24 protein-coding genes and 2 tRNA genes are annotated in these 25313 nt (G+C 65.1%); 14 read left to right on the forward strand and 12 right to left on the reverse strand.

The genetic code is table 11. The features are described 5' to 3' along the window. Window positions 1–56 precede the first annotated feature (56 nt). Entirely contained in the window at window positions 57–2624 is a 2568-nt protein-coding gene (gene pepN / locus NYP18_RS11860; RefSeq protein ID WP_259428410.1) for an aminopeptidase N, read from the reverse strand. Window positions 2625–2693: 69 nt separating this feature from the next. Between pepN and NYP18_RS11865 the strand changes: the two genes are divergently transcribed. Then, window positions 2694–3311, forward strand: a complete 618-nt coding sequence (locus NYP18_RS11865; RefSeq protein WP_259428411.1) for a mycothiol-dependent nitroreductase Rv2466c family protein — start codon at window positions 2694–2696, stop codon at window positions 3309–3311. Between the two features lie 60 nt (window positions 3312–3371). After that, the gene (locus NYP18_RS11870; RefSeq protein WP_259428412.1) at window positions 3372–3845 is read left to right on the forward strand and encodes a ribose-5-phosphate isomerase; all 474 of its coding nucleotides are present in this window, start codon (window positions 3372–3374) and stop codon (window positions 3843–3845) included. Between the two features lie 65 nt (window positions 3846–3910). Here NYP18_RS11870 and NYP18_RS11875 read toward each other — a convergent pair whose 3' ends face one another. Continuing rightward, complete coding sequence (locus NYP18_RS11875; protein WP_259428413.1) at window positions 3911–5953, reverse strand: glycosyltransferase; 2043 nt, start codon at window positions 5951–5953, stop codon at window positions 3911–3913. Beyond that, complete coding sequence (locus NYP18_RS11880; protein WP_259428414.1) at window positions 5950–6879, reverse strand: WcbI family polysaccharide biosynthesis putative acetyltransferase; 930 nt, start codon at window positions 6877–6879, stop codon at window positions 5950–5952. The genes NYP18_RS11875 and NYP18_RS11880 overlap by 4 nt, the downstream gene beginning before the upstream one ends. A gap of 119 nt (window positions 6880–6998) precedes the next feature. Here NYP18_RS11880 and NYP18_RS11885 point away from each other — a divergent pair, with 119 nt between their 5' ends. Genes NYP18_RS11885 through NYP18_RS11900 form a run of 4 tightly spaced genes read left to right on the forward strand, consistent with a single transcriptional unit; the run spans window position 6999 to window position 10883 of the window. After that, entirely contained in the window at window positions 6999–8003 is a 1005-nt protein-coding gene (locus NYP18_RS11885) for a glycosyltransferase family 1 protein (protein ID WP_259428415.1), read from the forward strand. After that, entirely contained in the window at window positions 8000–9067 is a 1068-nt protein-coding gene (locus tag NYP18_RS11890; protein WP_259428417.1) for a glycosyltransferase, read from the forward strand. The genes NYP18_RS11885 and NYP18_RS11890 overlap by 4 nt, the downstream gene beginning before the upstream one ends. After that, window positions 9064–10014 carry a hypothetical protein gene (locus tag NYP18_RS11895; protein ID WP_259428418.1) on the forward strand — a complete coding sequence of 317 codons (951 nt, stop codon included), beginning with the start codon at window positions 9064–9066 and terminating at the stop codon, window positions 10012–10014. Before NYP18_RS11890 ends, NYP18_RS11895 begins: the two co-directional genes overlap by 4 nt. Then, window positions 10011–10883, forward strand: a complete 873-nt coding sequence (locus tag NYP18_RS11900; protein ID WP_259428419.1) for a glycosyltransferase family 2 protein — start codon at window positions 10011–10013, stop codon at window positions 10881–10883. Before NYP18_RS11895 ends, NYP18_RS11900 begins: the two co-directional genes overlap by 4 nt. Here NYP18_RS11900 and NYP18_RS11905 read toward each other — a convergent pair. Together NYP18_RS11905 and NYP18_RS11910 are read right to left on the reverse strand one after the other, a co-directional pair. After that, a complete protein-coding gene (locus NYP18_RS11905) occupies window positions 10819–11655 on the reverse strand; it encodes an aldo/keto reductase (RefSeq protein WP_259428420.1) in 837 nt (278 codons plus the stop codon). The genes NYP18_RS11900 and NYP18_RS11905 overlap by 65 nt on opposite strands. Window positions 11656–11672: 17 nt before the next feature. Next, on the reverse strand, window positions 11673–12497 hold the full coding sequence (locus tag NYP18_RS11910) for a DUF1542 domain-containing protein (RefSeq protein WP_259428421.1): 825 nt from the start codon (window positions 12495–12497) through the stop codon (window positions 11673–11675). Between the two features lie 139 nt (window positions 12498–12636). Here NYP18_RS11910 and NYP18_RS11915 point away from each other — a divergent pair. From NYP18_RS11915 to tig, 3 genes are all read left to right on the forward strand, one after another. Then, window positions 12637–12711, forward strand: a tRNA-Gly gene (locus NYP18_RS11915). Window positions 12712–12882: 171 nt separating this feature from the next. Continuing rightward, window positions 12883–12956, forward strand: a tRNA-Pro gene (locus NYP18_RS11920). Between the two features lie 66 nt (window positions 12957–13022). Then, on the forward strand, window positions 13023–14402 hold the full coding sequence (gene tig, locus NYP18_RS11925) for a trigger factor (protein WP_259428423.1): 1380 nt from the start codon (window positions 13023–13025) through the stop codon (window positions 14400–14402). A gap of 3 nt (window positions 14403–14405) precedes the next feature. Here tig and NYP18_RS15630 read toward each other — a convergent pair whose 3' ends face one another. Beyond that, window positions 14406–14819, reverse strand: coding sequence for a DUF8730 family Cys-rich protein (locus tag NYP18_RS15630; RefSeq protein ID WP_500784496.1), 414 nt, complete (start codon window positions 14817–14819; stop codon window positions 14406–14408). Window positions 14820–14845: 26 nt separating this feature from the next. On the opposite strand from NYP18_RS15630, the gene NYP18_RS11930 reads away from it, so the two are divergent. Together NYP18_RS11930 and NYP18_RS11935 are read left to right on the forward strand one after the other, a co-directional pair. Next, window positions 14846–15445, forward strand: a complete 600-nt coding sequence (locus NYP18_RS11930) for an ATP-dependent Clp protease proteolytic subunit (RefSeq protein WP_259428424.1) — start codon at window positions 14846–14848, stop codon at window positions 15443–15445. A gap of 20 nt (window positions 15446–15465) precedes the next feature. Continuing rightward, a complete protein-coding gene (locus NYP18_RS11935) occupies window positions 15466–16092 on the forward strand; it encodes an ATP-dependent Clp protease proteolytic subunit (protein WP_126120928.1) in 627 nt (208 codons plus the stop codon). A 96-nt stretch (window positions 16093–16188) separates the two neighbouring features. Here NYP18_RS11935 and NYP18_RS11940 read toward each other — a convergent pair whose 3' ends face one another. The 6 genes from NYP18_RS11940 to NYP18_RS11965 all read right to left on the reverse strand — a co-directional run bounded on the left by NYP18_RS11940 (window position 16189) and on the right by NYP18_RS11965 (window position 22690). Continuing rightward, the gene (locus NYP18_RS11940; RefSeq protein ID WP_259428425.1) at window positions 16189–17505 is read right to left on the reverse strand and encodes a TRAP transporter large permease; all 1317 of its coding nucleotides are present in this window, start codon (window positions 17503–17505) and stop codon (window positions 16189–16191) included. Between the two features lie 3 nt (window positions 17506–17508). Further along, window positions 17509–17985 carry a TRAP transporter small permease subunit gene (locus NYP18_RS11945; protein ID WP_259428426.1) on the reverse strand — a complete coding sequence of 159 codons (477 nt, stop codon included), beginning with the start codon at window positions 17983–17985 and terminating at the stop codon, window positions 17509–17511. A 137-nt stretch (window positions 17986–18122) separates the two neighbouring features. After that, on the reverse strand, window positions 18123–19214 hold the full coding sequence (gene dctP, locus NYP18_RS11950; protein ID WP_369415255.1) for a TRAP transporter substrate-binding protein DctP: 1092 nt from the start codon (window positions 19212–19214) through the stop codon (window positions 18123–18125). Between the two features lie 239 nt (window positions 19215–19453). Then, window positions 19454–20020: a nuclear transport factor 2 family protein gene (locus tag NYP18_RS11955; RefSeq protein ID WP_259428428.1), complete on the reverse strand. Its 567-nt coding sequence runs from the start codon at window positions 20018–20020 to the stop codon at window positions 19454–19456. A 21-nt stretch (window positions 20021–20041) separates the two neighbouring features. Further along, window positions 20042–21223, reverse strand: coding sequence for a flavin reductase family protein (locus NYP18_RS11960; RefSeq protein ID WP_259428429.1), 1182 nt, complete (start codon window positions 21221–21223; stop codon window positions 20042–20044). An 18-nt stretch (window positions 21224–21241) separates the two neighbouring features. Beyond that, window positions 21242–22690: an MFS transporter gene (locus tag NYP18_RS11965; RefSeq protein WP_259428438.1), complete on the reverse strand. Its 1449-nt coding sequence runs from the start codon at window positions 22688–22690 to the stop codon at window positions 21242–21244. 228 nt (window positions 22691–22918) lie between these two features. Between NYP18_RS11965 and NYP18_RS11970 the strand changes: the two genes are divergently transcribed. From NYP18_RS11970 to NYP18_RS11980, 3 genes are read left to right on the forward strand one after another with little or no spacing between them, the layout of a single operon-like run. Continuing rightward, entirely contained in the window at window positions 22919–24292 is a 1374-nt protein-coding gene (locus tag NYP18_RS11970; RefSeq protein WP_259428439.1) for an amidase, read from the forward strand. Beyond that, entirely contained in the window at window positions 24286–24579 is a 294-nt protein-coding gene (locus NYP18_RS11975) for a hypothetical protein (RefSeq protein WP_259428430.1), read from the forward strand. The genes NYP18_RS11970 and NYP18_RS11975 overlap by 7 nt, the downstream gene beginning before the upstream one ends. A 24-nt stretch (window positions 24580–24603) precedes the next feature. Next, the gene (locus NYP18_RS11980; RefSeq protein ID WP_259428431.1) at window positions 24604–25254 is read left to right on the forward strand and encodes a response regulator transcription factor; all 651 of its coding nucleotides are present in this window, start codon (window positions 24604–24606) and stop codon (window positions 25252–25254) included. The last annotated feature ends 59 nt before the right edge of the window (window positions 25255–25313 follow it).

Here is a 25313-nt window from a genome sequence, read left to right on the forward strand (position 1 = left end):
CGCTGTGAAGCCACTATGAAACACAGATGAAGGTTTCTTCATCTGACCCTCTGTGCTCAGTCGGCGTCCACCGCCCGGTTGCGCAGGGCGCGCGCGACCCGGTCGTGCTGTTCGGCGATGATGCGGCGCAGGCCGGCGGGGAGATCGTGGTAGAGGAAGGCGTCGGCACGCGCCAGCCCTTCCGTGGAGATGTCCCACACCGGGTACAGGCCGGTCAGGGAATTCAGGCCCATCTCGGTGGAAGGGTTCTCCCACAGTTTCATGGCCACGTCGAAATACGGTTCGGCCAGCGGCATGAGGGATTCCGTGGAACCGGGGTAGACCAGACCCTGCATCTTGTGTCGGGCCGCCAGGTTGGACAGGTCACCGGCGACGATCTCCGCCCAGACACGCTTCTTCACATCCGGGTCGTTGACGGCGGCTTCGGCCCGCAGGGCGGCCTGGACGCCGGTCGCGGAACGGTCGCGGCCACGTTCGGCGTCGATCTCCTCCACCCCCGCCCGGCCATAGGCGACCAGTGCGGCCAGGGCCAGCCAGCGCAGCTCGGCATCCTGCGAATCAGCAAGCACCTGCTCCAGATGGTCGGCCGCCGCGTCGTTGAGCGGCAGGCGGGTCACCGCCTGGGCGAAGACCAGCGAGGTCTCCTCCGTGCCCTCGTGTTCGCCGGCGAGGAAGGCGTCGATAAGCAGGTCACGGCCCTGGCCGTGTGCCCAGGAGGGGTCAGCGTAGGTGCGCAGCGCCGTGGTGGCCTGGCCGAGGATGCGCTCCAGCACCGCCAGCTCGGTCTCGGCGCCGGCACCGCGGGCGACCAGACGGATGAAGTCCCGGGCCTTCATCCCGCCTTCCCGGGTGGCCTCCCAGGCCGCCGACCAGCACAGGGTACGCGCCATGGGGTCGACGATCCGGTCGATGTTGTCCACCACGAAAGCCAGGGAGCCCGGGTCGAGCTGCATGAGGCAGTAGGTGAGGTCATCGTCGTTGACCAGCACCAGATCGGCCTGCTCCACACCGACCAGCTCAGGGACCGGGGTCGACGCACCGGTGACGTCGAGCTCGACGTGGTCGGTGGCGACCACGTGGGCGTCGACAAGCGAATAGAACCCGACGGCCACGCGGTGGGTGCGCAGCTCATCCGCGCCGGGCTCGGCACCCGCCTGCGCCACGGCGAAGGAGGTGTAGCGGCCGTCGGCCACCTCGAAGACGGGGGAGAGGCGGTTGATGCCGGTGGTCTTCAACCACTGTTCCGCCCAACCGGACAGGTCCCGGCCCGAGGCGGTCTGCAGCGCACCGAGCAGCTCATCGAAGGTGGCGTTGCCCCAGGCATGGTCGGCGAAGTGCCGGCGCACCCCCGCGAGGAAATCATCCCGGCCGACATAGGCCTGCAGCTGCTTGAGCACGCTCGCGCCCTTGGCGTAGGTGATGCCGTCGAAGTTCTGCTCCACCGTCTCGATGTCGGTGGCGTCCGCCAGGACCGGGTGCGTCGAGGGCAGCTGATCCTGGCTGTAGGCCCAGGACTTCTCCACATTGGCGAAGGTCACCCACGCCGTGGTGTAGTCCGTGGCCTCCGCCTGGGAGAGCGCCGCCGCCCACGTGGCGAAGGACTCGTTGAGCCACAGGTCATCCCACCACTGCATGGTCACCAGGTCACCGAACCACATGTGCGCCAGCTCATGCAGGATCGTCTCCGCGCGGCGCTCGTAGCGGTAGTGGGTGGCCCGGGAGGTGAAGACGTACTCGTCCCTGATGGTCACGCACGCGGCGTTCTCCATCGCGCCGATGTTGAACTCCGGGCAGAAGACCTGGTCGTATTTGCCGAAGGGGTAGGCCATGCCGAAATGGGCGTGGAAGAAGTCGAAACCCTGCTTCGTCTCCCGGAACAACCGGTCGGCGTCCAGATGCTCCGCCAGGGAACGTCGACAGTACAGCCCCATGGGCACGCTCAGCTCCGTCGGCTGGTCAGGCGGGGTCTCCGGGTGATGGGTCAGCGTGCCCTCCCAGGTGGAGTGGACCTCATGGTAGGGGCCCACGCACAGGGCGATGAGGTAGGTCGACAGCGGATAGGCGATCCGCGAGCGGTGCACGAGATGCCCGCCCGCACGCGCCGTCCGCTGCGGCGCATTCGAGATGACCTTCCAGTCCGTCGGCGTGGTCACGGAAATATCATAGGTGGCCTTCAGATCCGGCTGGTCGAAGCAGGCGAAGACCCGCTTGGCGTCGGCGGTCTCGAACTGGGTGTACAGGTAGGTGAGGTTGTCCGCGGGGTCCACGAAGCGGTGCAACCCCTCACCGGTCCGGGAATAGGGGCAGGTGGCGGTGACCCGCAGGATGTGCTGGCCCACCGTCAGGTTCTCCAGCGCGATGCCGTGGGTCTCGTCGTAACCCTGCCCGTCCAGGGTCAGTGCCTGACGGCGGATGTCGGTGCCGTCCAGCTGCACCCCGGCCACCCGGCTGGCCCGCAGATCGATGAACGTCGACCCCGCCTCCCGCACCGTGAAGGTCACGGTGGTGACGGAGGAGAACTCCGTGTCGGAACCGGTCAGATCCAGGCTGATGTCGTAGTTGTCCACCGTGAGCAGCCGGGCGCGGTGGGCCGCCTCATCGCGGGTGAGGTTGGTCGAGGTCATGGGCAGGTCTCCTGGCACTGGGGCGGACGGTGGCCACCCTCAGCCTAATCTCCACCTATCCTGGGGGCCATGACCACAAACAACGTTCATTTCTGGTTCGACGTCACCTGCCCCTTCGCGTGGCAGACCTCCCGCTGGGTCAAGGAGGTGGAGAAGGTCCGCGACATCACCGTCGAGTGGACCCCCATGTCCCTGGCGGTCCTCAATGACGGCCGCGACCTGGAGGAGGGTTACACCGAGATGATGAAGGCCGCCTGGGGGCCTGCCCGCGTATTCGCCAAGGTCGCCACCGAGGAACCCGGGAAGGTCGACGATCTCTACACCGCCCTGGGCACCATCCTCCATGCCGGCAGGGAGGCCGGGAAGAAGGGTTTCGGCGCCTATGACGAGCTCATCGTCCGTGCCCTGCAGGAGGTCGGACTCGACGCCTCCTACGCCGAGGTGGCCAACACCGAGGAGGTCGACGACAAGCTGCGTGCCTTCCACCAGTCCGCCATGGACGGTGTCGGCGATGAGGTGGGCACCCCGGTGATCAAGCTCGGTGACACCGCCTTCTTCGGCCCCGTGATCACGCGCGTGCCCACGGGTGAGGAGGCCGGCGAGATTTTCGACGCCGCCGTGCGTCTCGCCCGGTACCCCTACTTCTTCGAGATCAAGCGCTCCCGCACCGAGGGCCCGCAGGTCTAGCAGGCCGGTTGCTCCGGGTGGCTCACGGGCCGGTCCCCGGATCCGGGTAGAATCCGGGGCATGCGCGTATATCTTGGAGCAGACCATGCCGGCTTTGACATGAAGAACATCATCGCCGAGCACCTGAAGAAGCAGGGCCACGACGTCATTGACTGTGGCGCCCACACCTACGATGCCGATGACGACTACCCGGCCTTCTGCATCGAGGCCGCCTCCCGCACCGTGAATGACCCGGGTTCCCTGGGCATCGTCCTCGGTGGTTCCGGCAACGGCGAGCAGATCGCCGCCAACAAGGTCCCGGGTGCCCGCTGCGCCCTGGCCTGGTCCCCGGAGACCGCCCGCCTGGCCCGCGAGCACAACAACGCCCAGCTCATCGGCATCGGCGGCCGCATGCACTCCGAGGAGGAGGCACTGGCCATCGTCGACGCCTTCCTCGAGCAGGAGTGGTCGAAGGCGGAGCGTCACCAGCGCCGCATCGACATCCTGGCCGACTACGAGCGCACCGGCATCGCCCCGGCCCTGCCCGAGCAGTAGTCCGGTCTGCTTCACCCCGCACCCCTGTGGTGCGGGGTTTTTCTGTCCCCGATTCTCCGGCCCGTTCACCAACCGGCGAAGTCCCGCTCCAGCCGCCGGGGCCCCTCGATGACCTCCCAGTCGACGTCGAGCGGGACGGTCCGGCCACCCAGCGCCGCCCGGCGCCGCGTCCGTGCCGTCGCCGCCACCTCCCCCTCCATGAGGAGTTCGGCGTCGCCACCGGTCGCACAGATCCGGTCCACCAGATCCGCGACCGGACCGGCCGGCACCACCGGCCGGTCGAGCACGAACCTGATGCGTTCACCCCGTGTGACGGTGCGCACCCGGGGGTCGGCGCGGAAGATCTCCGGCACCGGCCCGGTGGGCACCACGGCGACGTCCCCGGCCCGCAGCCAGCCCGCGATCACGATCTCCCTGACCCCGGGTTCCCGGAAGTCCGGAACGGCCACCGCAATGTCGGCGGTGGGGAAGATGACGCCGGCCGGGCGTGCCGAAGGGTGGGTGATGCGCTGGGCGAGGGCGGTCGTCTCAGCGTTCTTCTCCTCCACCTGCCGGACGGGGTCGCAGCCGCGGTGGCCCCAGTCGGGCTCGTCGTGGGTGGCGGTGGCCCGGGGTTCGTGGACGAAGCACGCCCCGGTGTGCCAGGCGCGGAAGCCGAACTCCCAGTCCTCCCCGCCGTAGCCGACAAAGGTGGGGTCGAAACCGCCGAACTCCCCGAAGAAGGACCTCGAGCAGGTGAGCACGGCGGAGATGATGAAACGCCAGCTGGTCTCATCCGCCCGGTGCAGATGCCCCGTCCGGGACCAGGCCTGCCGCAGCCAGGCAGGTTCACTGTGTTCCGGGCCGGTCAGCCGGGAACCCACGACCACCGCCCGCCGGTCCGCCACCACATGGGGCACCACCGCACGCAGGTAACCGGGGCCGGGGACGGTGTCGCCATCGAGGAAGGCGAGCACCTCACCCGAGGCGGCCCCGGCCCCCAGGTTGCGGGCGGCCGCCGCCCGGAAACCGTGGTCCTCCTGGCGGACCACCACGCAGCCCAGCTCCGGGGGTGGGGTGGAGGAACCGTCGTCGGCGATGATGATCTCCACCTCCCCCGGGTAATCCTGGGTGCGGACCGCGGCGACCACCCGTCGCAGACCCTCCGCATCGTTGTAGTAGGGGATGACCACGCTCACGGCCGGCCACAGCCCCGCCCAGCGGGACCGCCATTCAGCGGCAACCTCCGGCCAGTCCCACCCGGTGGCGGCCCCCACCGGCGGGGTGGGGGAGGCGGCGGCCTGGAGCAGGGCCTCCCGCCAGTCGGAGACGATCCCGATCCGCCCGGGCCACCGCCCGGCCATCTCCCGGGTATAAGGGGAATCGCTGACCAGGACGTGGCGTCCGGCCCCCAGCCAGGTCATCAGCGAACCGGAGGCGGAGTAGTGGCGGTGGGCGCACACCGGCACCGCGATCCGGCCCATCTCCACGGCGAGTTCCTCCTCGGACAGGTAACCCGTGATGGACAGGCGGACACCGCACTCGGCGGCCAGGTCCTGCAGGTGGGCGGCCCAGTCCTCGTGACCGGCACTGACACCGCCGAGGGCACGGATCTCCAGCCCGGTGCCCGCCAGCGCCCGGATGAGATCGTCATGGCCCTTGCCCGGGTAGATGAAGCCGAGGATGCCCACCGTGCCGGGCCCGGGATCGTAGGGGGAGTCGACGGCCGGCACGGGCAGCGGGATGACCTCCACCTGCGAATCGAAGAAGGCGGACTCATGCCGGGAGTTGCACACCACCAGGTCCGCCTCCCCGGCCAGGTGGAGGTAGGCGGGGCGGCGCCGGGCGAAACGCTCCGCCCCCTCCTGTGGCTGGGGGATGTCGTGCAGGCTGACGCTGAGCGGATGCCCGGCGCACCGGTCGAGCACCCGCTCGACGGCCTCCGCCGGACCCGGACCGAAGAGATGGTCCGTGAAGGTGACGTGCACCGGACCGGACGGCAGGGGACCGATGTCCCGCACCACGTGACCACCGGTGTGGCGGGCCAGGGCCAGCGCATACTCCGTCACGCCGTGCCCGTCCGGGCCGACGATGAGATGGGTGACCTGGGAAGTGCCTGCCCCGGTCATCGGCCCAGCCCCAGCAGCTCAAGGCGCTCGGCATGACGGCGCAGACCAGCCGCCACCAGGCCCGGGTGCAGGCGGTAGAACTCGAGCTGCCGGGCCACCAGCTCCCCGGGATCGAGCGGTGTTCCCCCGGCGCGCCACAGTTCCCGACCGGTGACGTCAACCCCCAGGGCTCCGGCCGCGCCGGGATCCAGCGGGGCGCTCAGCCCGCCGAGCATCTCCCGGTCGGCGGGGGCGGTGACGGTGCCGCCGGGGATGATCTCGTCGAGCACCCGCTGCGCCAGGACGGCAAGGGTGGCGTTGTCGGGGTGGTTGATCGTGTGCCACTGCGGGGAGGTCTCCAGGACATCAGAGATGACCACGGTGCCGTGGTGTGTCTCGCGGCTGCGCAGCTGCCCGACGGACAGTTCTGCGGCGGCGCGCAGGGCGGCAGCGGAGGCGCAGGGATCCAGGGGGCGGTCAAGCCCCCGGGAGGCGGCCACCAGGATCCGCAGATCGTGGTACGGGACCACGGGTGGATTACGCGAAGGATCAGCGGGGTCACGCACGATCGCGAGGTAGGGCATCAGGCCGTCCCAGCGCAGCACCGGGTAGGTCACCGTCCGGGCGCCGGCCGGCAGCAGCTCCATCAGCTGTGCCGTGCCCACCGGGAGATCGCGGTAGTCCGGGCGGACAGGCTGGGTCACCAGGACGTCGGTGCGGGCGAGCACCTCCCGCAGCAGGTCGACGTCCTCGGCGGTGAATTCGTGCACCGGTGGGATGCGGAAGGAGTCGACCAGCCCGGAGGAGTCCAGCAGGAGGCGCAGTGACTCTGCCTGGCAGTTGCCCAGCACCGTGACGAAGGGGCGCCCGGAAGCACCAGGCACTGGGCTGATCCGGTAGAAACTGCCGTAGTGTCGGCGGCGGGCCAGATCAGTCGGTGAGGTCATGGCGTCAATCTAGCAACGGGAACGGCTCTTCCGCTGAACTGCAGGTGAGAAACGGCTACAGTGGATTTTTTGCAGTAGAATTCATCACTGCTTATGTGTTTCATGGAGAAAGGATCGGAATGCATCAGGCGGGCAGAGGACTACAGGTCCTGTCCATTCCGGCCGGTCACGTCTACACCGCCGCGGTCAGACCCGATGATGCGGCATATCTGCCGGACCCCGATGTGGACGGCCACTGGTGGCCCCACCCTGCGCTGGAGGCCGAATGGTGGGGGCAGCTGCCCGAGGATGAACTGCCTGATCTGGTCCACCTCCACTTCGGTTTCGACCATCTCAGTCCGGAGCAGACGGTCGCCTTCACGCAGGCGCTGCGGCGTCGTGGGGTGCCGTTGGTGGTCACCGTCCACGACCTGGACAACCCCCATCTGGTCGACCAGAGCGGGCACCACGAGAAGATCCGTCTGCTTGTCGACGCCGCCGCGGCCCACCTCACCCTCACCGGGCAGGCCGCCCGCCGTCTGCCCGCCGGGACGCAGGTGATCCCGCATCCCCGGGTGGTCGCTGACCCACCGTCCGGAACCGGCCACGGGGAGGCGGTGGGGGTATTCCTCAAGTCGCTGCGCAGCAACGTCGTCGCCGACCCCGTCTTCTACCGGATTCTGGGCCGGACAGTGCACCGCGCGCTGGGCCGGCCGCTGCGGATCCATCTCCACGAGAATTCGGCGGCCGCGAACATCCTGCACTCGCTGGGGGAGGAACAGGCCGCCGGGTACCTGGAGCTGCGGGTCCATTCGCCGATGTCGGACGCCACCCTCCACGCCGCCGTCGCCGCCTGTCGCACCGTGCTGCTGCCCTACCAGCGGGGTTCGCACTCCGGCTGGCTGGAGATGTGCCGGGACCTCGGCGTCACGGTGGCGGTGCCGGACTGCGGCATGTACGAGGGGCAGGCGGATGACCCGCGGGGTGTCGAGAAGTACCGCACCGGTGACCCGCTCGACGCCGCCCGTGCCCTGATAGCGCTGTATGAGCGGGGGCCCGTACCCTACGCCGGGGACCGGGTGGAACAGCTCCGCCAGATCCGGGCGGCCCACCGGGAGATCTACCGGAAGGTGGTGGGTCGATGAGCCCCACCCGGGGCACCCGGAGGATCGCCCTGATCGCACCGGCGCGTTATCCCATCCGCGAGCCCTATGCGGGTGGGATGGAGGCCTTCTGCCACACCCTGGTCCGCGCGGTCCGCGACATGGGCCACACCGTGGACCTCTTCGCGGCCCGGGGTTCGCAGGGGCACGTCACCGACTTCGAACTGCCGGGTGTCGACTGGGCGGACCTGCCCCTGGCCGCCAGCGACACCGGTTACCCGCCCGGCGCGCGGGAGGCCGAGGACGCGGCCTTCCGCGCGCTCCTGCAGCGCCTGTCGGCCGGTGGTTACGACATCATCCACAACAACAGTCTCACCCCGCACCTGTTCCACCCCACGGCCGAACTACCCCTGATGACCACACTGCACACGCCCGCGCTGGCGGATATGCAGGAGGCCATCGCCGGGGCTGGGGAACAGGCGGGCCGGTTCGCGGCCGTCTCGGCGACCACCGCCGCCGACTGGGTGCTGCCCACCCCGGCGACGGTGATCCCCAACGGGGTGGACACCATCCGCTGGCAGCCCGGCCCCGGCGGGCAGCACGCGGTGTGGTTCGGCCGGATCGTCCCGGAGAAGGGCCTGCACCTGGCCATGGACGCCTGCCGGCGGGTGGGCATCCCCCTCGTCTTCGCGGGGCGGGTGGGCGACCACCACTACTTCTCCACCCACATCGTGCCGCGCATGACCGGGCAGGCCGCGACCTGGGTCGGCGCTCTCGACCACAAGGCACTGAAATCGCTCGTCGGCCGATCCCGGGTCTGCGTGGTCACCCCCCGCTGGGAGGAACCCTTCGGGCTGGTCGCCTTCGAGGCGATGGCCGCGGGCACCCCGGTGGCGGCCTTCCGCCGCGGTGGGCTGGGGGAGATCCTCTCCGGGGCACCCGCATGCCTCGCCGAACCCGATGACGTGGATTCGCTGGCGGCGGCGGTGCTCGCCGCCGCCGACCTCGACCGGGGTCTGGTCCGGGAGTGGGTGACCCGCCACCACAGCCTCAGCGAGGTGGCGCGTCGCTACCTCGGTTTCTACCGGGAGGTGGTGGAGCGGTGATCGGTTTCTATGCCCACCACCAGGGACGCGGCCACCTCCAGCGGTGCCGGGCGATCATGGCGGAACTGGGTGCGGAGGCGCAGCTGTTGTCGACTGATGCCACCGCTGACGTCGTGCTCGCGGATGATGCCGCACCCGGTGCCCCGGCCCTGGATACCACGGCCCGCGGCACCCTCCACTACGTGCCGTACCGGCGCGCCGGGCTGACCCGCCGGATGGCGGAGATCGCCGCCTGGATCGATGAGCACCGCCCGGCGGCCTTCTACGTCGATGTCTCCGTGGAGGTCGCCCTCCTCGCCCGGCTCCTCGGCGTGCCTGTGGTCACCCTCGCCATGCCCGGCGTGCGGGATGATGCCGCCCACCAGCTCGCCTACCGCCAGGCCGACGCCATCATCGCCGCCTGGCCGGACTGGGTGCCCGTACCTGCCCACCTGCATCCGCACGCGGACCGCCTTCACCCCGTGGGCGGGATCTCCCGCTTCGGGCAGCCCGCCGGGCCGGTCCCGGACTGTGACGTGGTGGTGCTCTCCGGTCGTGGCGGGACCGGGTGGACCGACGGGCAGTGGGCGCAGGTGCGGGCCGCCTGCCCCGGCCGGGATTTCGTGTTCCTCGGCCGGGACCGGTTCGTCGATGATCCGATGCCGTGGCTGGCGGCGGCGAATGTGGTGGTCTCCGCGGCGGGCCAGAACTCGGTGGCGGACATCGCCTCCGCGCAGGCCAGGGCGGTCATCCTGCCGCAGGAGCGCCCCTTCGCCGAGCAGCGGGCCACCGCCTCGCTTCTCGACGCCGCCGGCCTCGCCGTCGTCGCCCATGACTTCCCCGGGCCCGCGGCATGGCCGGGCCTGCTGGAACAGGCGCAATCGTTGGACAGCACGTGGCACCGGTGGCAGACTTCCGGTGCGGCCTCTCGTGCGGCCGAAGCAATCCGGAAGGTGGCTGAGCTGTGAATTCCCCAGTGACTGTGGTGACCCTCTCCAATGCCCGCAGGCTGCGGCATGTCTCCCGTCAGGCTGCGGCGCTCCCACCCGGCGTGCGGCACCTCGTCATCGCGCTCGGCGACGCCGATGTCCTCGCCGAGGCTCTGCCCGATTCCGAGGTCCTCGCCCTGGGGGAGTTCTCCCTCGCCGGTGCCCGCAACCTCGGGGGCGACGTCGCCGCCAAGGCCGATCCCGGTGGGGAGGGGATGATCGTCTTCCTCGACGCGGACTGCCTGCCCGGTCCGGACCTGCTCGACCAGTACCGGCTGGCGCTCGACGCCCACCCCGAAGCTGTCGTCGCCGGCCCGGTCACCTACCTGCGGGACGGTGACACCCGCACCGACCGACCCGACCCGCATCCGGGGCGCCCGAACCCCCCGGCCGGCACGCTGCTGTTCGCCGACGGCCACGACTACGAGCTCTTCTGGTCCCTGTCCTTCGCGGTGACCACTGCCCTGTGGCGGAGCATCCGCCGCATCTTCGGCGGTTTCGACAAGAGCTACACCGGCTACGGGGCAGAGGACACCGACTTCGCCCAGCACCTGCGGGTCCGCCGCATTCCGCTCATCTGGGTCGGTGGGGCGCATGCCTACCACCAGTGGCATCCGGTTTCCGACCCGCCGTGGGAGCATTTCCACGACATCCTGCGCAACGCCGAGATCTTCCACGAGATCTGGGGTTTCTGGCCGATGACCGGCTGGCTGGAGAAATTCGCCGACGAAGGGGCCCTGGAGTACCGCGACGGCCGGTGGGTCGCGGTCAACCAGAAACTGGCTAAGGCTCCATATCCAGCGGGTGTGTTCCGACCCGACCGGCCTCACCCTCGTCCAGTGCAGTAATGGCGGACATCTCGTTCTCGCTGAGCTGAAAGCCGAACACGTCGATGTTCTCCCGGATCCGTTCCGGGCGGGAGGAACGCGGGATGAGGATCACCCCGTTCTGCAGGTGCCAACGGATGACCACCTGCGCCGGGGTGACGCCGTGGGTCTCGGCGGCGTCGACAACCTCCGGCTGCTCGAGCACATCGTTGCGGCCCTGACCCAGCGGTGCCCAGGCCTCCACCTTGATGCCGTGGACCCGGGCGGCGTCGATGTCCTTCCACGGCTGGAACGCCGGGTGCAGTTCGACCTGGTTGAGCACCGGGGTGACCCGGGAAGACATCTCCAGCCGGTCGATGTGCCCGGGCAGGAAATTGGCCACGCCGATTGAGGTGCTCAGCCCCTGCTCCCGGAGCTCAACGAGCTGCTGCCAGGCCTCGACATAACGGTTCTGGGCCGGGCAGGGCCAGTGGATGAGGTAGAGATCCAGCCGGTCCAGCCCGAGGCGTTCCAGGGACTCGTGGCATGCCGCCTCCGCATCCTCGTGACGGTCGTTCCACAGCTTCGTGGTGATGTACAACTCGTCCCGCGGGATGCCGGAGGCCGCGAGCGCCTTCCCGACGCCCTCCTCGTTGCCGTAGATGGCGGCGGTGTCGAAGTGCCGGTAGCCGGCCTCCAGCGCCGTGGAGACCACACGTTCGGTGTCCTCCGGCGGAATCTGAAACACGCCGAACCCCAGCTGGGGGATCGACGTGTTGTCATTGAGCGTGATGGTGGGGATCTGCGGTGCCATACCACCGCATGGTACGCCTAAAAGTCGAAGTCGAGGCCGTCGAAGAAGCCGCCGCCGTCGTCGCCACCACCACCGAAAAGGCCCCCGCCGTCGCCGCCGAAGAAACCACCGCCGTCGCCAGCGTCACCCATATCACCACCCATGTCGCCGCCCATGTCCTCGCCGTCGGCGGCCAGTCCCTCCTCGTAGCCCTCGCCGTAGCCGGACTCCCAGGCGTTGGCGCCGTAGCCGACACCGGCCATGCCCGAGAACATCGCGGAGAACATCATCATCGACGCCGCGGTCCACATGCCGGTGGCCATGGCGTCCGCCCACCACGGCCGGGAGTACCAGCCGGCCGGCACCGGACGGCCCGCGACGTTTCCGCCGGGGTAGTAGTTCGGTGTCTCGTCGGTGGCCACCGGGGAGGCGGTCAGGGTCTGACCATCCTGCTCGATGGTGCGGCGTTCGGTGACCTTGCCGGCGTTGCGCTGGCCCTCCAGCAGCGGCAGCTCCGGCCCCGGGGTCATGCCCATGATCTCGCGGGCAGCATTCATGTAGTGCAGCCCCTCGAGTGCGGATTCGCGGGCCAGCTCCGCCTGCCTGACCGTCGTCGCCTGGGAGATGGCGGAGGCTGCGGCGTTGTAGCGTTCCGAGGCGTCGGCGATGGCCTGGGTGGAGGCGGCGTCGCTGCCTGCGATGGTCAGCACCTGAGAGCCGAGGCGCTCGATCCAGCGGCGGGCCTCGGCCTGGGCGTCGGCGAGTTTCGTGGCCTCGAGGTCGGCGGTCTTCTGCTTGTTGGAGCGGTTCATGAAATAGGCGGCGCCGCCGCCGATGATCAGCAGGAGGAGAAGGAGTTCCACTGGGTCAAGTCACTTCCGTACGCGGTCAGATGGTGTGGTGTGCAGTCTTATTGTCACCCAGTTCAACGTACCTGGCAGGCATTAAGTTCCGGATTTTCGGAATGCCGGGGGATGCGCTACACTGATCCGGCACAAGCAGGGGAATGTCGTATAGTGGCTAATACCTCAGCCTTCCAAGCTGAAGACGCGGGTTCGATTCCCGTCATTCCCTCCACGTGATGTCCTGCCGCATGGTTTCCGACCCTGCCGCAGGGCATCTTTTTTGGTGGAGCCGGCGCGGGGGATGGCCCGGCCCGGGGTGTGGCGGAAGGTCGACACAAACCCTTATCGGACCCCCAATGTCGGACCCTGTTTGATGCGGTCGGTAGAATGTCTTTCACACCTACGGGGCGTGGCGCAGCTTGGTAGCGCACCTGCTTTGGGAGCAGGGGGTCGCAGGTTCAAATCCTGTCGCCCCGACGTAGGGTCCGGCGCAAGCCGGTTCCAGATGAACTGTTATTCAATGTGAAACCAGGAGAGTCACTCGTGAAGAGTTCCGTCGAGAAGCTGAGCGACACCCGTGTAAAGCTCACAGTCAACGTTCCTTTCGGGGAGCTGGAGACTGAGATTGACCAGGCGTACACGGCACTCGCCCAGCAGGTGTCCATTCCGGGTTTCCGTAAGGGCAAGGCCCCGCGCCAGCTCATCGACGCCCGCTTCGGTCGTGGCCCGATCCTCGAGCAGGTCGTCAACGACATGCTCCCGACCCGCTACCAGCAGGCCATCGAGGAGAACGAGATCGTCGCCATCGGCCAGCCGAGCGTCGACATCACCAAGATCGAGGACAACGACTTCGTCGAGTTCACCGCCGAGGTCGACGTCCGCCCCGAGATCGAGGTCCCGGACTTCTCCGGCATCGAGGTCACCGTCCCGGCCATCGAGGTTGACGACCCCGCCGTGGACGAGGAGATCGACAAGCTGCGCAGCCGTTTCGGCGAGCTCAAGGACACCAAGCGCAAGCTGAAGACCGGCGACTTCGCCATCATCGACCTCAAGGCCACCGTTGACGGCGAGATCGTCGAGGAGGCCAGCACCGAGGGCCTGTCCTACGAGATCGGCCAGGGTGACCTGATCGACGGCCTGGACACCGCCCTGCGCGGCATGAAGACCGACGAGGACAACGAGTTCACCACCAAGATCGTCTCCGGTGAGCACGCCGACAAGGAGGCCACCGTCTCCGTCCGCGTCCAGCAGACCAAGGAGCGCAAGCTCCCCGAGTTCGACGACGAGTTCGCACAGCTCGCCTCCGAGTTCGACACCGCTGAGGAGCTCCGCGAGGCCACCAGGGCTCAGGTCGCCGAGTCCAAGAAGTCCGAGCAGGCCGCCGCCATCCGCGACGAGGTCCTCAAGGCCGCCCTGGCCAAGACCGAGTTCGCGCTGCCGGAGTCCGTCGTCGACGAGCAGGTCCACCAGCAGCTCCACCAGCTGCTCGGCCAGATGGCCCACGACGAGGCCGCACTGGAGCAGGTCCTCAAGGCGCAGGGTCTGACCCGCGAGGAGTTCGACGCCCAGTCCCGCCAGGACTCCGAGGAGGCTGTCCGCACCCAGCTGTTCCTGGACACCCTCGCTGAGGAGGAGGCCCCGGAGGTCTCCCAGCAGGAGCTCACCGACCACATCCTGTTCACCGCGCAGTCCTACGGCATGGACCCGAACCAGTTCATCGGCCAGCTGCAGCAGTCCGGCCAGATCGCGAACCTGTTCGCTGACGTCCGCCGCGGCAAGGCCCTGGCCGCCGCCATCTGCCGCGTGTCCGTCAAGGACGAGGCCGGCAATGAGATCGACCCCGCCCAGTACTTCGGCGAGGAAGAGGAGCCGGCCGCTGAGGCCGAGACCGCCGAGGCAGAGACCGCCGAGGCAGAGGCCTAAGCCTCACCTCCCCCGCACGACGGAGAGCGCCCCGACCGGTTCAGCCGGTGGGGCGCTCTCTGTATTGGCCACCTCGGGGAGCTGATTTCGACGTGGGTGTTCTCCTGCACATGGGTATGGGACGAGTGGCCGAAGGCGGCCTCCGGGAGGGGCAGGCGCGGCGGGCACCGTGGCCTCGACCGCTGGGATGTGTTGTCCGCATCCGGCCCAGGTGGTTTTTCCGCAGATCCGGCAGTTGACTGCTCTACACATTGGTGGGTGCACTCCGCTGAGATCGGGATGCCCTGGGGGGTAACTGTCGTCCCCAACGTACTCCCAGGGGTATCGATCGGTGCAGCATGAACCCGGTGGCGACGCTGTCAGCGAACAGAAGGGCGATCCGGAGTGAAGCGCTAGTACCCTGGGAGCCATCGACATTTCAGAGACACAGGAGTTTGACTGACATGACTGATCAGATCCGGATGACGTCCCCGGGAGCGGGCATGAACCTCGGCGACTCGGTGTATGAGCGACTGCTGCGTGAACGCATCGTTTTCCTCGGCCAGCAGGTCGACGACGAGATCGCGAACAAGATCTGCGCCCAGATCCTGCTGCTGTCGGCGGAGGACCCGACCCGGGACATCTCGCTCTACATCAACTCTCCGGGTGGCTCCGTGACCGCCGGTATGGCCATCTACGACACGATGAAGTACTCCCCGTGCGACATTGCAACCTACGGCATGGGCCTGGCCGCCTCCATGGGTCAGTTCCTGCTTTCCGGCGGCACCAAGGGCAAGCGTTACGCACTGCCCCATGCGCGCATCATGATGCACCAGCCCTCCGCCGGCGTCGGCGGTACCGCGGCGGACATCGCGATCCAGGCCGAGCAGTTCGCCCAGACCAAGCGCGAGATGGCCGAGCTCATCGCCGAGCACACCGGCCAGACCTTCGAGCAGATCACCATCGACTCCGACCGCGACCGCTGGTTCACCGCCCAGCAGGCGAAGGATTACGGCCTCGTCGACCACGTGATCAGCCACGCTGAGGGCCCGATCAGCAACTAGGGAATATGAGAGAAGAAATGATGAACAACGGATTCCAGATGCCCCAGTCGCGTTACGTTCTGCCGAGCTTCATCGAGCAGTCCGCCTACGGGACCAAGGAGACCAACCCGTACGCGAAGCTCTTCGAGGAGCGCATCATCTTCCTGGGTACCCAGGTCGACGACACCTCCGCCAACGACATCATGGCGCAGCTGCTCGTGCTCGAGGGCCTCGACCCCGACCGCGACATCACCATGTACATCAACAGCCCGGGTGGTTCCTTCACCGCGCTGATGGCGATCTACGACACGATGCAGTACGTCCGCCCCGACGTCCAGACCGTCTGCCTCGGCCAGGCCGCCTCCGCCGCTGCCGTGCTGCTGGCCGCCGGCGCCCCGGGCAAGCGCGCCGCACTGCCGAACGCCCGCGTGCTCATCCACCAGCCCGCCACCCAGGGCACCCAGGGCCAGGTCTCCGACCTGGAGATCCAGGCCGCCGAGATCGAGCGCATGCGCCGCCTCATGGAGGAGACCCTGTCGCGACACACCGGTAAGACCGCGGAGCAGGTCCGCATTGACACCGACCGCGACAAGATCCTCACCGCCGATGAGGCCAAGGAGTACGGCATCATCGACACGGTCTTCGACTACCGCAAGCTCAACGCGTAAGTCACCTGGCTGCAGTGAAGGAGGGGCCCCACCGAAATTCTTCGGTGGGGCCCCTCCTTACATTCCTGGGGTGACGGGGGCGTCGAGAAGCCGAGGTCAGCTGGCCATGAGTGCGGGTAGGAAAGTGACCAGGACCGGGAAAGCACACAGGATCAGGATGACCACGAGATCGGAAATGATCCAGGGGATCGCGGCCCTGTAGAGCGTCATCATGGGGATCCAGGGGGCAGTCGACTTCATCACGAAGAGTCCCATTCCGAATGGCGGAGAAATATTACCGATCTGGAGAGTCACCAGGACGATGATGGAGAACCAGACCGGATCCCAGCCGAACTGCAGGGCGATCGGCATTAGCAGGGGAGCGGTGATGAGCATGATCGATGCCTGGTCGATGAAGCAGCTCAGCAGCACCAGCAGCAGCACGATGAGGAGAAGCATCAGGGCGCTGTTGGCGATACTGCCGGAGACCCAGGCCACGAGTCCGGTGGTGGCCCCCATGTACGCCATGATCTGGGAGTAGAGCGTGGAGGCCATGACCAGGATGAAAATGGTGCCGGTAATCCGCACACTACTCGTACCTGCGGCCAGGAGATCCCGCACGCTGAAGCGACCTGCTGCGAAAGCGATGATGATCGCTGCGACGGCGCCGAAGGCGGCGGCCTCGGTAGGAGTTGCAATGCCGGCGAAGATGATCACGAGGACCGCCAGGGCCAGAAGTCCCGGAAGCAGCAGGTTCTTGACGATGCCACGGAGAGTTTCTGCCAGGGGACGGTGGGTCTCCTCAGAAAGCCCGGCGGGCTTGTCCTTCTTGCGGCTGTGCCAGAGGACCAGGACCACGTAACCGATGGCCATCAGGATGCCGGGCACGATACCGGCGATCAGCAGGGGACCGATGGAGACATTGGCGACACCACCCCAGAGGATGGCGAGGGCACTCGGAGGCAAGACCATCGCCAGACCGCCGGCAGCAAGGATGGAGCCCGCGGAGATGTGCGTGCTGTAGCCAGCCTGTTTCATCTGGGGCAGCAGGGTCCGGCTCAGCAGTGCGGTGTTGGCCAGGGAAGAACCGGAGAGTAGACCGAAGGCGCTGCCACCGGCGATCGCGACCATCGGTAGCCGACCCGGCACCCGGTGGAGCATCTTCGATATCTCGACGATGGCGTCCTGGGCAATCCGGGACCGGAACAGGACCTCACCCATAAGGATGAACAGCGGGATGGCGGTGAAGGTGAAACTGTTCACCGAACTGATGACGCTGAGACTGAGCAGGCGGGAGGTCGTCTCAATATCACCGAAGATGATCAGGGAGGAGACGATACCGACGCCGAAGATGCCGAAAGCGACTGGAATCCGCAGGAGGAGAACAGCGATGAGCGCCAGAATATAGACCGGCAGGAAAACGTACCATTCCATGGTTTATGCCCCTTCCGGACGGTGGGATGCGGATTCTGGTGCGTCAGCACCCATCTGACGCTTCGTGTCCCGGACCAGCCGGAACAGATACATGATCGTGGCATGGAGCAGGACCGCGAAGCTGACGAAGATGATCAACGACAGCCAGTACCGGGAGACGGACAGTTCTCCGGCCATGGTTGTTTTGGTCTGCCAGTCGTAGATGAAAAGCTCCAGAGAACTGAAGGCGAGGAACAGGCTAACGACCAGCTGGACAACGGCACCGAGCAATGCTGCGGCGTGGACCAGCTTCGGCTTGTCCAGCATGTCGACGATCTCGACCTTGAAGTTGTCGTCTGCTGCCGTGGCGGCGGGAACAACCAGCACGGTGATCACGACCATGGCGATGGCGGACAACTCGACCGCACCCAGGACGCCGTTGCCACCGAAACGCATCAGAACCGTCACCGTCACAAAAAGCGTGAGGATGATGAGCAACACGCCTGAAATCCATTCAAGAGTCTTCTCCGGCCACCAGACGCGGGTGGAGAGAGCTGTTGTCTCGTTCGCCGAATCCGGAAGGCGTTCGAGTGCGTCCTCTGCCGTGTCATGGGTGGGAGCGGGATGATTATCGGGAGTCATCGGTTCGCCTCCAGATCTTCACGGATGCCGGAGACGAAAGCTCCGGAAGGAACACGATCGAATGTGAGTTCCTCATCTCCGGTGTCAAATGCCTCACGTAGATGGGCTGCCGCAGGCGAGGTCTCGAGGATGCGATCCCAGTCGAGGTTCTCCCAGCTGTCGACGTATGCCAGCTCCAGCAGCTTCCGCCCATCCCCATCGGACAGACGGGCCTCCTGCACACCAGCGTCGTGCCACTGCTCGGTTTCCTCGATTGTCCGGGAAAGATAATGTGCGAAAATATCGGGTTCGACTTCCGCCAGGGTGTCCACCAGGGCGTTCTGGGTCCGCTCATCCAGTGAATCCCAGGAACGCTCATTCATGACGATGTTGGACAGTGACTCATAGAAGCGTGGGGCGAGGTCATAGGAGACGACCCCCTCCAGGCCAAGGCTCGTGGGACCAACTGAAGCCCAGGTTGCGCCGGAGACCACATTGCGCTCCAGGGCGGTATAAACCTCGCCACCGGGCAGGTCCACGGGGACACCGTTGATGGCTCGGACAATGTCTGAGGTGGCGGAAGAGGTCCGGTAGGAATCGCCGTGCAGGTCAAGTTCCGTGATCTCCCGGCGGGACAGAATCACCTGGGGCATGCCGGCGACAGCACGCCCGAGGTATTTGATGCCGAGTTGATCGCGGTGGATTTCATCGTAGATCTCCACGACGCCGTTCTCCCGCTCCTCCATTGGGGTGAATGGAGTGAATCGCGCAATTTCCATGGCCGGAATCTGGTCGACATAATAATCGCCCGGCATCACCCCGATATCGAAGACTCCCGCTGCAACCCCTTCAATGAGGAGATTGGGAGCCATCACTTCGGGGCCGCCTTTGAAGTCAACGGTGATCCAGGGGGCATTCTCCTCGAGCTTCTCCACGAACATCCACAATCCCTCATTATTGGAATGTGTTTGGGAGAAACCGCTGGCCATGGTGATGACTACGCGGTCAGTGTCATCTGAGGCCCCGTTATTGACTGCGGGTGTGCATCCGACCAGCATTAGCGGGATAGCCAAAAAAGCTATTAAACTCCCCACTCTTTTCTTCAACATATTGACCCTCCTGTGATTGCGGACGCAAAGTGGCCGATCTTGTGGCTAGGGTCATATTATTGAGTAATCGGATTGTTCCATATAGGGAATATCCTTATAGGGGATAAAGATTCTGCGTTTAGTTATTGGTGCCCGGCTGGGCGGTGGAAAGTTAAATCAGATATTGCATAATGTGCATTTATTTCCACAGAAAATAAAGAGGTCGAGATGGTGCTCTCGACCTCTTCAGGGGGACAGTTCTACTTGAACAGCACCGCCTGGGTCGGGTAGCTTTCCGCGAAATTGGTCGGCAAATCGCTGATGAAGACATTCTCCGTACGGGTGCGGGTAATCAACCATTTGCCGTTTTCTTTACGGAAAGCGTTGAATAGCCGGCTCGAGCGGAGTAGCGCCGTGCCGTCTGCGAAAAGCCACGGCTGCATGTGGATCCAGGTGCCTTCGGCGGTGTCCCCCTCCACGAAAATCTGCTCGGAGGTCAGGTAGTGGGCATTAAGGATCAGCTTGGGATCCTGGTCTTCCTTCCAGAAGCGGTTGAAGTGCGCTCGGATGGCATCCTTGCCTTCTGCCTTACCGAACTGGTCCGTGTAGTATTCTCCCACTCCTTCCCAGACAGCATCTTCCGTATAGAGGTCCAGAACCAGTTCAATGCGCTCCTTATCGGTGACTGGCGGGTAGACAGGGCAGGGGGTATCGCAGAGCATCATGTAGCGTGCCTGGATCCGGCGGATATCCGCCTCGGCTTCGAGGACCTCAATGCGGCCAACGAGCTGGTTGATGGTCGTTTCGTTGATGGTGGGGGTATTCATGGATATTGATCTCCTTCTGAGTCAGTTCTTCTCGATCTGGTTGACCACACTCTTGCAGTGTGCGATCCATTCCTTGATGACGGATCCGGGCATATTCTGGGGAAGCTGCGCGATGCGCAGCGTCATGGTGTATTCACCCCCTGGGTCCTTCACGGGGAAGACAATTGAGCCGACGTTATACCGCTCTTCGTCAAGCAGCTCCCGCTGCTCATAATCGACAGTGGTGTTGCCGATCGTCTCGCGGATGGCACGTTCCTCCGCCGGCGTCAGCCGTGCCTTCTTGTACTCATTGGTGGCCCGGATCATCTGCTCGTAGGCGGCACTGCCTTCCTCGGGCAGATGAGCAATGAGGAAACCATTCTCCTTCACGATGGCGAGACGCCGGCGGTGAGTCTCCAGGATCTCCTCGGAGGGGTCCTTGAGCTTATGCATCCAGCGTTCCTGGACCTCGGGCGACTTGTCGAACATGTAGGTGTCCCCGATGGGAGGAACGATGGGAAACCGGGTGGCGAAACTGTGCTCAGGGGAGGTCCCGGGAGCCATGGAATGGTAGACGGTGGCGAATTCGTCGTCGCTGACGGCAGCGAAGACTGCGACCTCACCGCGGAGGGTCTGGGCGAGGTCCTCCAGCTGCGCACCCGCGCTGTGGGCGGCGTGGATAGCGGGCAGGATCTCGTGGCTGAGGCGACCGATAAGTGAGGTGCCCACGAAACTGCCGTAGCCCCCCTGGAAGAACAAGAGCGGAGACACGGGGTTGGTGACCTCCATGTCGTGGACACGGCAGAGGGTGATCCAGTGGTCACCGGCCTCCACAATCTCTGCGATGGACGTGTCGATCCATGCGATCGAGTTCTTGAGAATGGGGTTCCCGGAAGGAGACATGTACCAGTCGACGCCGTCCAGTTTGTTCTCCCAGCGGCGTGCGATGCTCAACATCTCCGCTTCCTGTTCACCGCCGACGATGTTGATGCACAGAGAGTCGCACTCCCTCATGCGCGCGAAGGTCTTGGACGTCTTCATCGGCATGAATGAGACGAGCGGAGGATCTAGCGAAACGGAGGAGAAGGTGCCGACCACAAGGGCGAGTAGTTCTCCGTCGGGGGCGCGGCCAGTGACTACGGCGACGCCGGTGGGGTAGTGGCCCATCACGTCGCGGAAGATACGGGGCTCGAATTCCTGGGCGACAGCTGTGTTGGTCATCATGTCAGAACTCCTGGGGATTTAGATCTGGGGCTGGTCCTGGAGATGTATCCTCTGGAGGCGCTCTGCGGTTCGCTCCGGGCGGAGGAACAGGATGCACATTGCGCCACCGATGATGAGGAAGATTCCAGCGATAATGAATGCACTGTGGATGCCCGTGGTCATTGCCGTGACCATCTCCGGGCTGGGGGCGACACCCTTGGGTGGGGCTGCGTAGCCGGCGCGGGTCATGAGCTGTCCGACCAGCATCGGGGAGACGATGGCACCGGTGGCAGCAAGTCCGCCGAGGGTTGCCATGATGATGGGCCGCTGCTTCACGCCGACGCAGTAGCCGACTGCAGTGGCGGACATCGGGTAGACAAGGCTGAATCCTCCTGCGAGGCAGAGGAAAAGAACTGAGACGTTTCCTGAGGTCGCAGTGGCCAGCAGGAAGAAGATGCCGGACAGAAGGATCGACAGGCCGAAGAGAGAGGCAATGGCGAGACGGACTGTCCTGCCGCGGAGCATCAGACGGTGGCCCACCCCGCCGAGAACCAGCAGGACGATGGCGCCGATAACCCAGGGGAAGGTGGTGACCACACCCACCTGAGGCAGGGACAGTCCGACGACGGTTGTCAGGTACTGCGGTAGCCATGTCGTGAGGAAGCCCTGGACGAAGAAGCTGGAGGATGCGCCGATCAGTGTCGCTATAAACGACAGGCTGAGCAGGACTTTCCAGATAGCAAATGTCGGGCGATCATCGACTGAGGGGGTGGCGGCTGCTGCGCTGTCAGCGCTATCAGCGACTGCGTCATTCTCCTGCGGGGACGCATCTTCAGCGTTCTGTGCCTTGTTCTTCGCAAGATAGGGACCGCTGCCACCGAAGAGGATCCAGGTGACGCACCAAATGAGTCCGACGATACCCATCGCACCAAAGGCCCAACGCCATCCCCACATGCTGATGACGAACACCAACGCGGGGGCGGCAATGACCGGACCCATCGTGGAGCCGATGGCGATGAGGTTGGAGGGCAGTGCGCGGGCGGAGGGTGCAAACCAGGTGTGCGCAGAGGTGAGAGACATGGCCGTTGCCGGTCCTTCTGCACCTCCCAGGATGATGCGGGTGGCCAGCAGTACGGCTGCGCCGCCACCCAGCAGCATCGGGAACTGCATCACTGCCCAGACAATGCCCAGCGTCAGGACGATCCAGTGGACGGACACCCGAGAGGCGATGACGCCGGTCAAGATGGAGACGATCGAGTACAGGAAAAAGAAGGCGCTGCCGATGAAACCGAACTCCGTGGGCGTCAGGCCCAGTTCCGCCATGGCGTCGGGGGCGACAAGGCCGAGGACCGCTTTGTCGGCGAAAGCGATGATCTGGAACACGACGAGCAGAGCGACAACGGTCCACGCTCGTCGGGTGTGGCGGCGGTCCGACTGTGTCGGCGTGGTCTGGATATGCGGTGACCGCTGTGTCCTGCTGGTGGACATGGTACGAAGTGCCACGCTTTCCTCCATTTCGGAAAGTTGTCGGTGGGAAAATGCGGAACAGTGTGGGGAGGTGTTGTGGAACCTCCGTGCTTTCACGCTAGGAGTGATCTTCCTTACAGAGATACTGGGGAAACCTTTACTCATTAATGGTTTGATATGATCGCTCCCCGCTTTAACATGGACCACAGCGTGGCATCTTGAGTGTCTTTGGCCACAATCCTCTAGGTGATGACTCACTATGCGGACTTGAGAAAATTGGGAGTGCTTATGACTACGACTTTTCGATCTAGGTCTGTTGCCGGCATGGCGGTGGATATCCGGGCTGGGGAGGCTTCGGTCGATGACCTGGCCGCACAGTCTCGGCTGGAGATCAACCGGTACGAGCCCCGTCTGAAAGCATGGGTCGAACTCACTGACCTGGATCGGGAACTCTCCAGCTCCGCAGGGGCCCCAGACGTGGGACACCGGCCGCTTAAAGGCATGTCGGTGGGCGTGAAAGACATCATCGACGTTGCCGGTCTGCCCACGCGATGTGGCTCTGAGACGGCTGATGACAGCGTCCAAGCAAAGGATGCTGACTGCGTCCGTCGTCTCCGCGAGCTGGGAGCCGTCATTCAGGGCAAGACCGTGACCACAGAGTACGGCTATTTCTCCCCGGGGCCGACTACCAACCCCTATAGCGTGGTGCATACCCCAGGGGGATCCTCAAGCGGCTCAGCCGCCGCCGTGGGTGCCGGGACCATTCCATTCGCCCTGGGAACCCAGACGGCGGGCTCATTGACCAGGCCGGCTTCTTTCTGTGGGGTCGCCGGTCTCGTGCTCACCCACGGCAGTACCTCATTGGAGGGAGTCTCGGGGATGAGCGACTCCCTGGATTCTCTCGGTTTCCTGGCACGTTCGGTGCAGGACCTCGACTACATCTACCGCAGCTTCGCGGGCCGTGAAAATGACCCGGCAGTGCCCACCGAGGAGCTCACCGCCTTCATCTGGGAGGGATCCAGTCTGCTTAATCTGGATCCCAGCATGTCAGAACTGTTGAAGATCATTCCGAACCTGATGACCGAGCTGGGTGTGAGCGCCACCAGACTCACCTGGGACGACCACATCAGATCCCTGGTGGATGACCACAAACTCGTGATGGGTTTTGAGGCGGCGGCCTCCCTCGGGGAGAAATTAGGGGAGAAGCGCAGGCAGCTCAGTCCTCAGCTCCAGCAGCTGCTGGACAGCGGAGACCAGGTTTCTGAGAGCTCCTACCAACAGGCACTTTTCCGCAGGGACACTTCCCGGCGTGCACTTGATCGGGTTCTCACCGACAATGCCGTTATCGTGGGGCCAGCCGCGCACGGTCCTGCCCACCGTATTGAGGAGGGGACTGGCTCACCGGAGCTGAGCCGTCCCTGGCAACTGCTGGGGCTCCCTGCGGTCACTGTCCCGGGTGCACGCACGTCAACTGGGCTGCCCTTGGGAATTCAACTGATCGGCAAGAGGGGGAGCGAACCAACGCTTCTGCGCCTCGGCATCGCCATGGAGCCACTGCTGCGGAAACTTCCGTCTTTCTCGAATACTGACTCATTCACCACCCTCAAGGAGATGAAATGGTGACCACTGAAAAAATCATCCCGCCCCGCCCGGTGCACCACCATCGGATGTTCCTCACCTGCTACGAAGACACCTTCAACTATGGCTGGCATCATGTGGATCTGTTTGTCCATGATGAACTCGGACGCGAAGTGAACTGGGTCCACTGGACAGTGGAGGCTGACGGTCCAGAGCATGCCGACGAATCAGTCAGGCGGGAGGAACCCGGACTGCGGCGGACCACCCCCTGGGTCCACCACGTCAGCGCCTTCGGTATGAATTACTGGACGGCCGAAGCTGAATGGGATTAATGGAGAAAAGATCTGTTGTTGAAAATGAATCAACGCGTTGGTAAGGACTCACAGCTGGTAGACAGGATTGAACCCCTCGTCTACATCGTTGATGACGATCCTGAGCTGTGTGAGTCCGTGGCCTGGCTGTTGGACAGTGCCGGCATCGAGGGAACCATCTGCCACAGCGCTCAGGAACTGCTCGATGTCTTCGACGCACACCGTCCTGCCTGCATCGTGTTGGATGTCCGCATGCCCGCCATGAGCGGCATCCGTCTCCAGGAACGGCTCAATGAGCTGGCACCCCATGTGGTGATCATCTTCGTCTCAGCGCACGGTGACATCCGGATGTCGGTGGACACCATGAAAGCAGGCGCGCAGGATTTCTTGGAGAAGCCCTACGACCCTCAGAAGCTTCTTGACGCCGTGCAGCTCGGTATCGAATCTGCAGAGCAGCGTTTCATCGGCCAGAGTTTGGCGGATGAAATCGTGCGGAAGATAGGGCTCCTCACTCCCCGTGAGCGTGAGGTGCTGCAGCTGGTGGTTGAAGGTCTGCCTAGCCAGACCATCGGTCGGCGGCTGGGAATGAGCGTGAAGACGGTCGACGTACACCGGACCCGTATCAAGTCGAAGGCTGATGCAGACAGCATAGGAACCTTCGTCAGGGACATCCTCCGTTATGGAGTCGACGTCTGACGCGGCCTCCCGACTCTGAGGAAGGGTCAGCCCGGACAGTACTGTCCGGGCTGACCCTT

The organism is Corynebacterium lemuris (assembly GCF_024919295.1).
GTDB lineage: Bacteria > Actinomycetota > Actinomycetes > Mycobacteriales > Mycobacteriaceae > Corynebacterium > Corynebacterium lemuris.

Excerpts from the sequence above, each read along its gene's own strand:
- NYP18_RS11930 (WP_259428424.1), top strand. The coding sequence starts at position 14,846 with ATGACTGATCAGATCCGGATGACGTCCCCGGGAGCGGGCATGAACCTC.
- NYP18_RS11935 (WP_126120928.1), top strand. The coding sequence starts at position 15,466 with ATGAACAACGGATTCCAGATGCCCCAGTCGCGTTACGTTCTGCCGAGC.
- NYP18_RS11955 (WP_259428428.1), bottom strand. The coding sequence starts at position 20,020 with ATGAATACCCCCACCATCAACGAAACGACCATCAACCAGCTCGTTGGC.
- pepN (WP_259428410.1), bottom strand. The coding sequence starts at position 2,624 with ATGACCTCGACCAACCTCACCCGCGATGAGGCGGCCCACCGCGCCCGG.
- NYP18_RS11880 (WP_259428414.1), bottom strand. The coding sequence starts at position 6,879 with ATGACCTCACCGACTGATCTGGCCCGCCGCCGACACTACGGCAGTTTC.
- NYP18_RS15630 (WP_500784496.1), bottom strand. The coding sequence starts at position 14,819 with ATGTCGATGGCTCCCAGGGTACTAGCGCTTCACTCCGGATCGCCCTTC.
- NYP18_RS11865 (WP_259428411.1), top strand. The coding sequence starts at position 2,694 with ATGACCACAAACAACGTTCATTTCTGGTTCGACGTCACCTGCCCCTTC.
- NYP18_RS11960 (WP_259428429.1), bottom strand. The coding sequence starts at position 21,223 with ATGATGACCAACACAGCTGTCGCCCAGGAATTCGAGCCCCGTATCTTC.
- NYP18_RS11940 (WP_259428425.1), bottom strand. The coding sequence starts at position 17,505 with ATGGAATGGTACGTTTTCCTGCCGGTCTATATTCTGGCGCTCATCGCT.
- NYP18_RS11970 (WP_259428439.1), top strand. The coding sequence starts at position 22,919 with ATGACTCACTATGCGGACTTGAGAAAATTGGGAGTGCTTATGACTACG.
- NYP18_RS11885 (WP_259428415.1), top strand. The coding sequence starts at position 6,999 with ATGCATCAGGCGGGCAGAGGACTACAGGTCCTGTCCATTCCGGCCGGT.
- dctP (WP_369415255.1), bottom strand. The coding sequence starts at position 19,214 with ATGTTGAAGAAAAGAGTGGGGAGTTTAATAGCTTTTTTGGCTATCCCG.
- NYP18_RS11875 (WP_259428413.1), bottom strand. The coding sequence starts at position 5,953 with ATGACCGGGGCAGGCACTTCCCAGGTCACCCATCTCATCGTCGGCCCG.
- NYP18_RS11965 (WP_259428438.1), bottom strand. The coding sequence starts at position 22,690 with ATGTCCACCAGCAGGACACAGCGGTCACCGCATATCCAGACCACGCCG.
- NYP18_RS11905 (WP_259428420.1), bottom strand. The coding sequence starts at position 11,655 with ATGGCACCGCAGATCCCCACCATCACGCTCAATGACAACACGTCGATC.
- NYP18_RS11890 (WP_259428417.1), top strand. The coding sequence starts at position 8,000 with ATGAGCCCCACCCGGGGCACCCGGAGGATCGCCCTGATCGCACCGGCG.
- NYP18_RS11870 (WP_259428412.1), top strand. The coding sequence starts at position 3,372 with ATGCGCGTATATCTTGGAGCAGACCATGCCGGCTTTGACATGAAGAAC.
- NYP18_RS11980 (WP_259428431.1), top strand. The coding sequence starts at position 24,604 with ATGAATCAACGCGTTGGTAAGGACTCACAGCTGGTAGACAGGATTGAA.
- NYP18_RS11975 (WP_259428430.1), top strand. The coding sequence starts at position 24,286 with ATGGTGACCACTGAAAAAATCATCCCGCCCCGCCCGGTGCACCACCAT.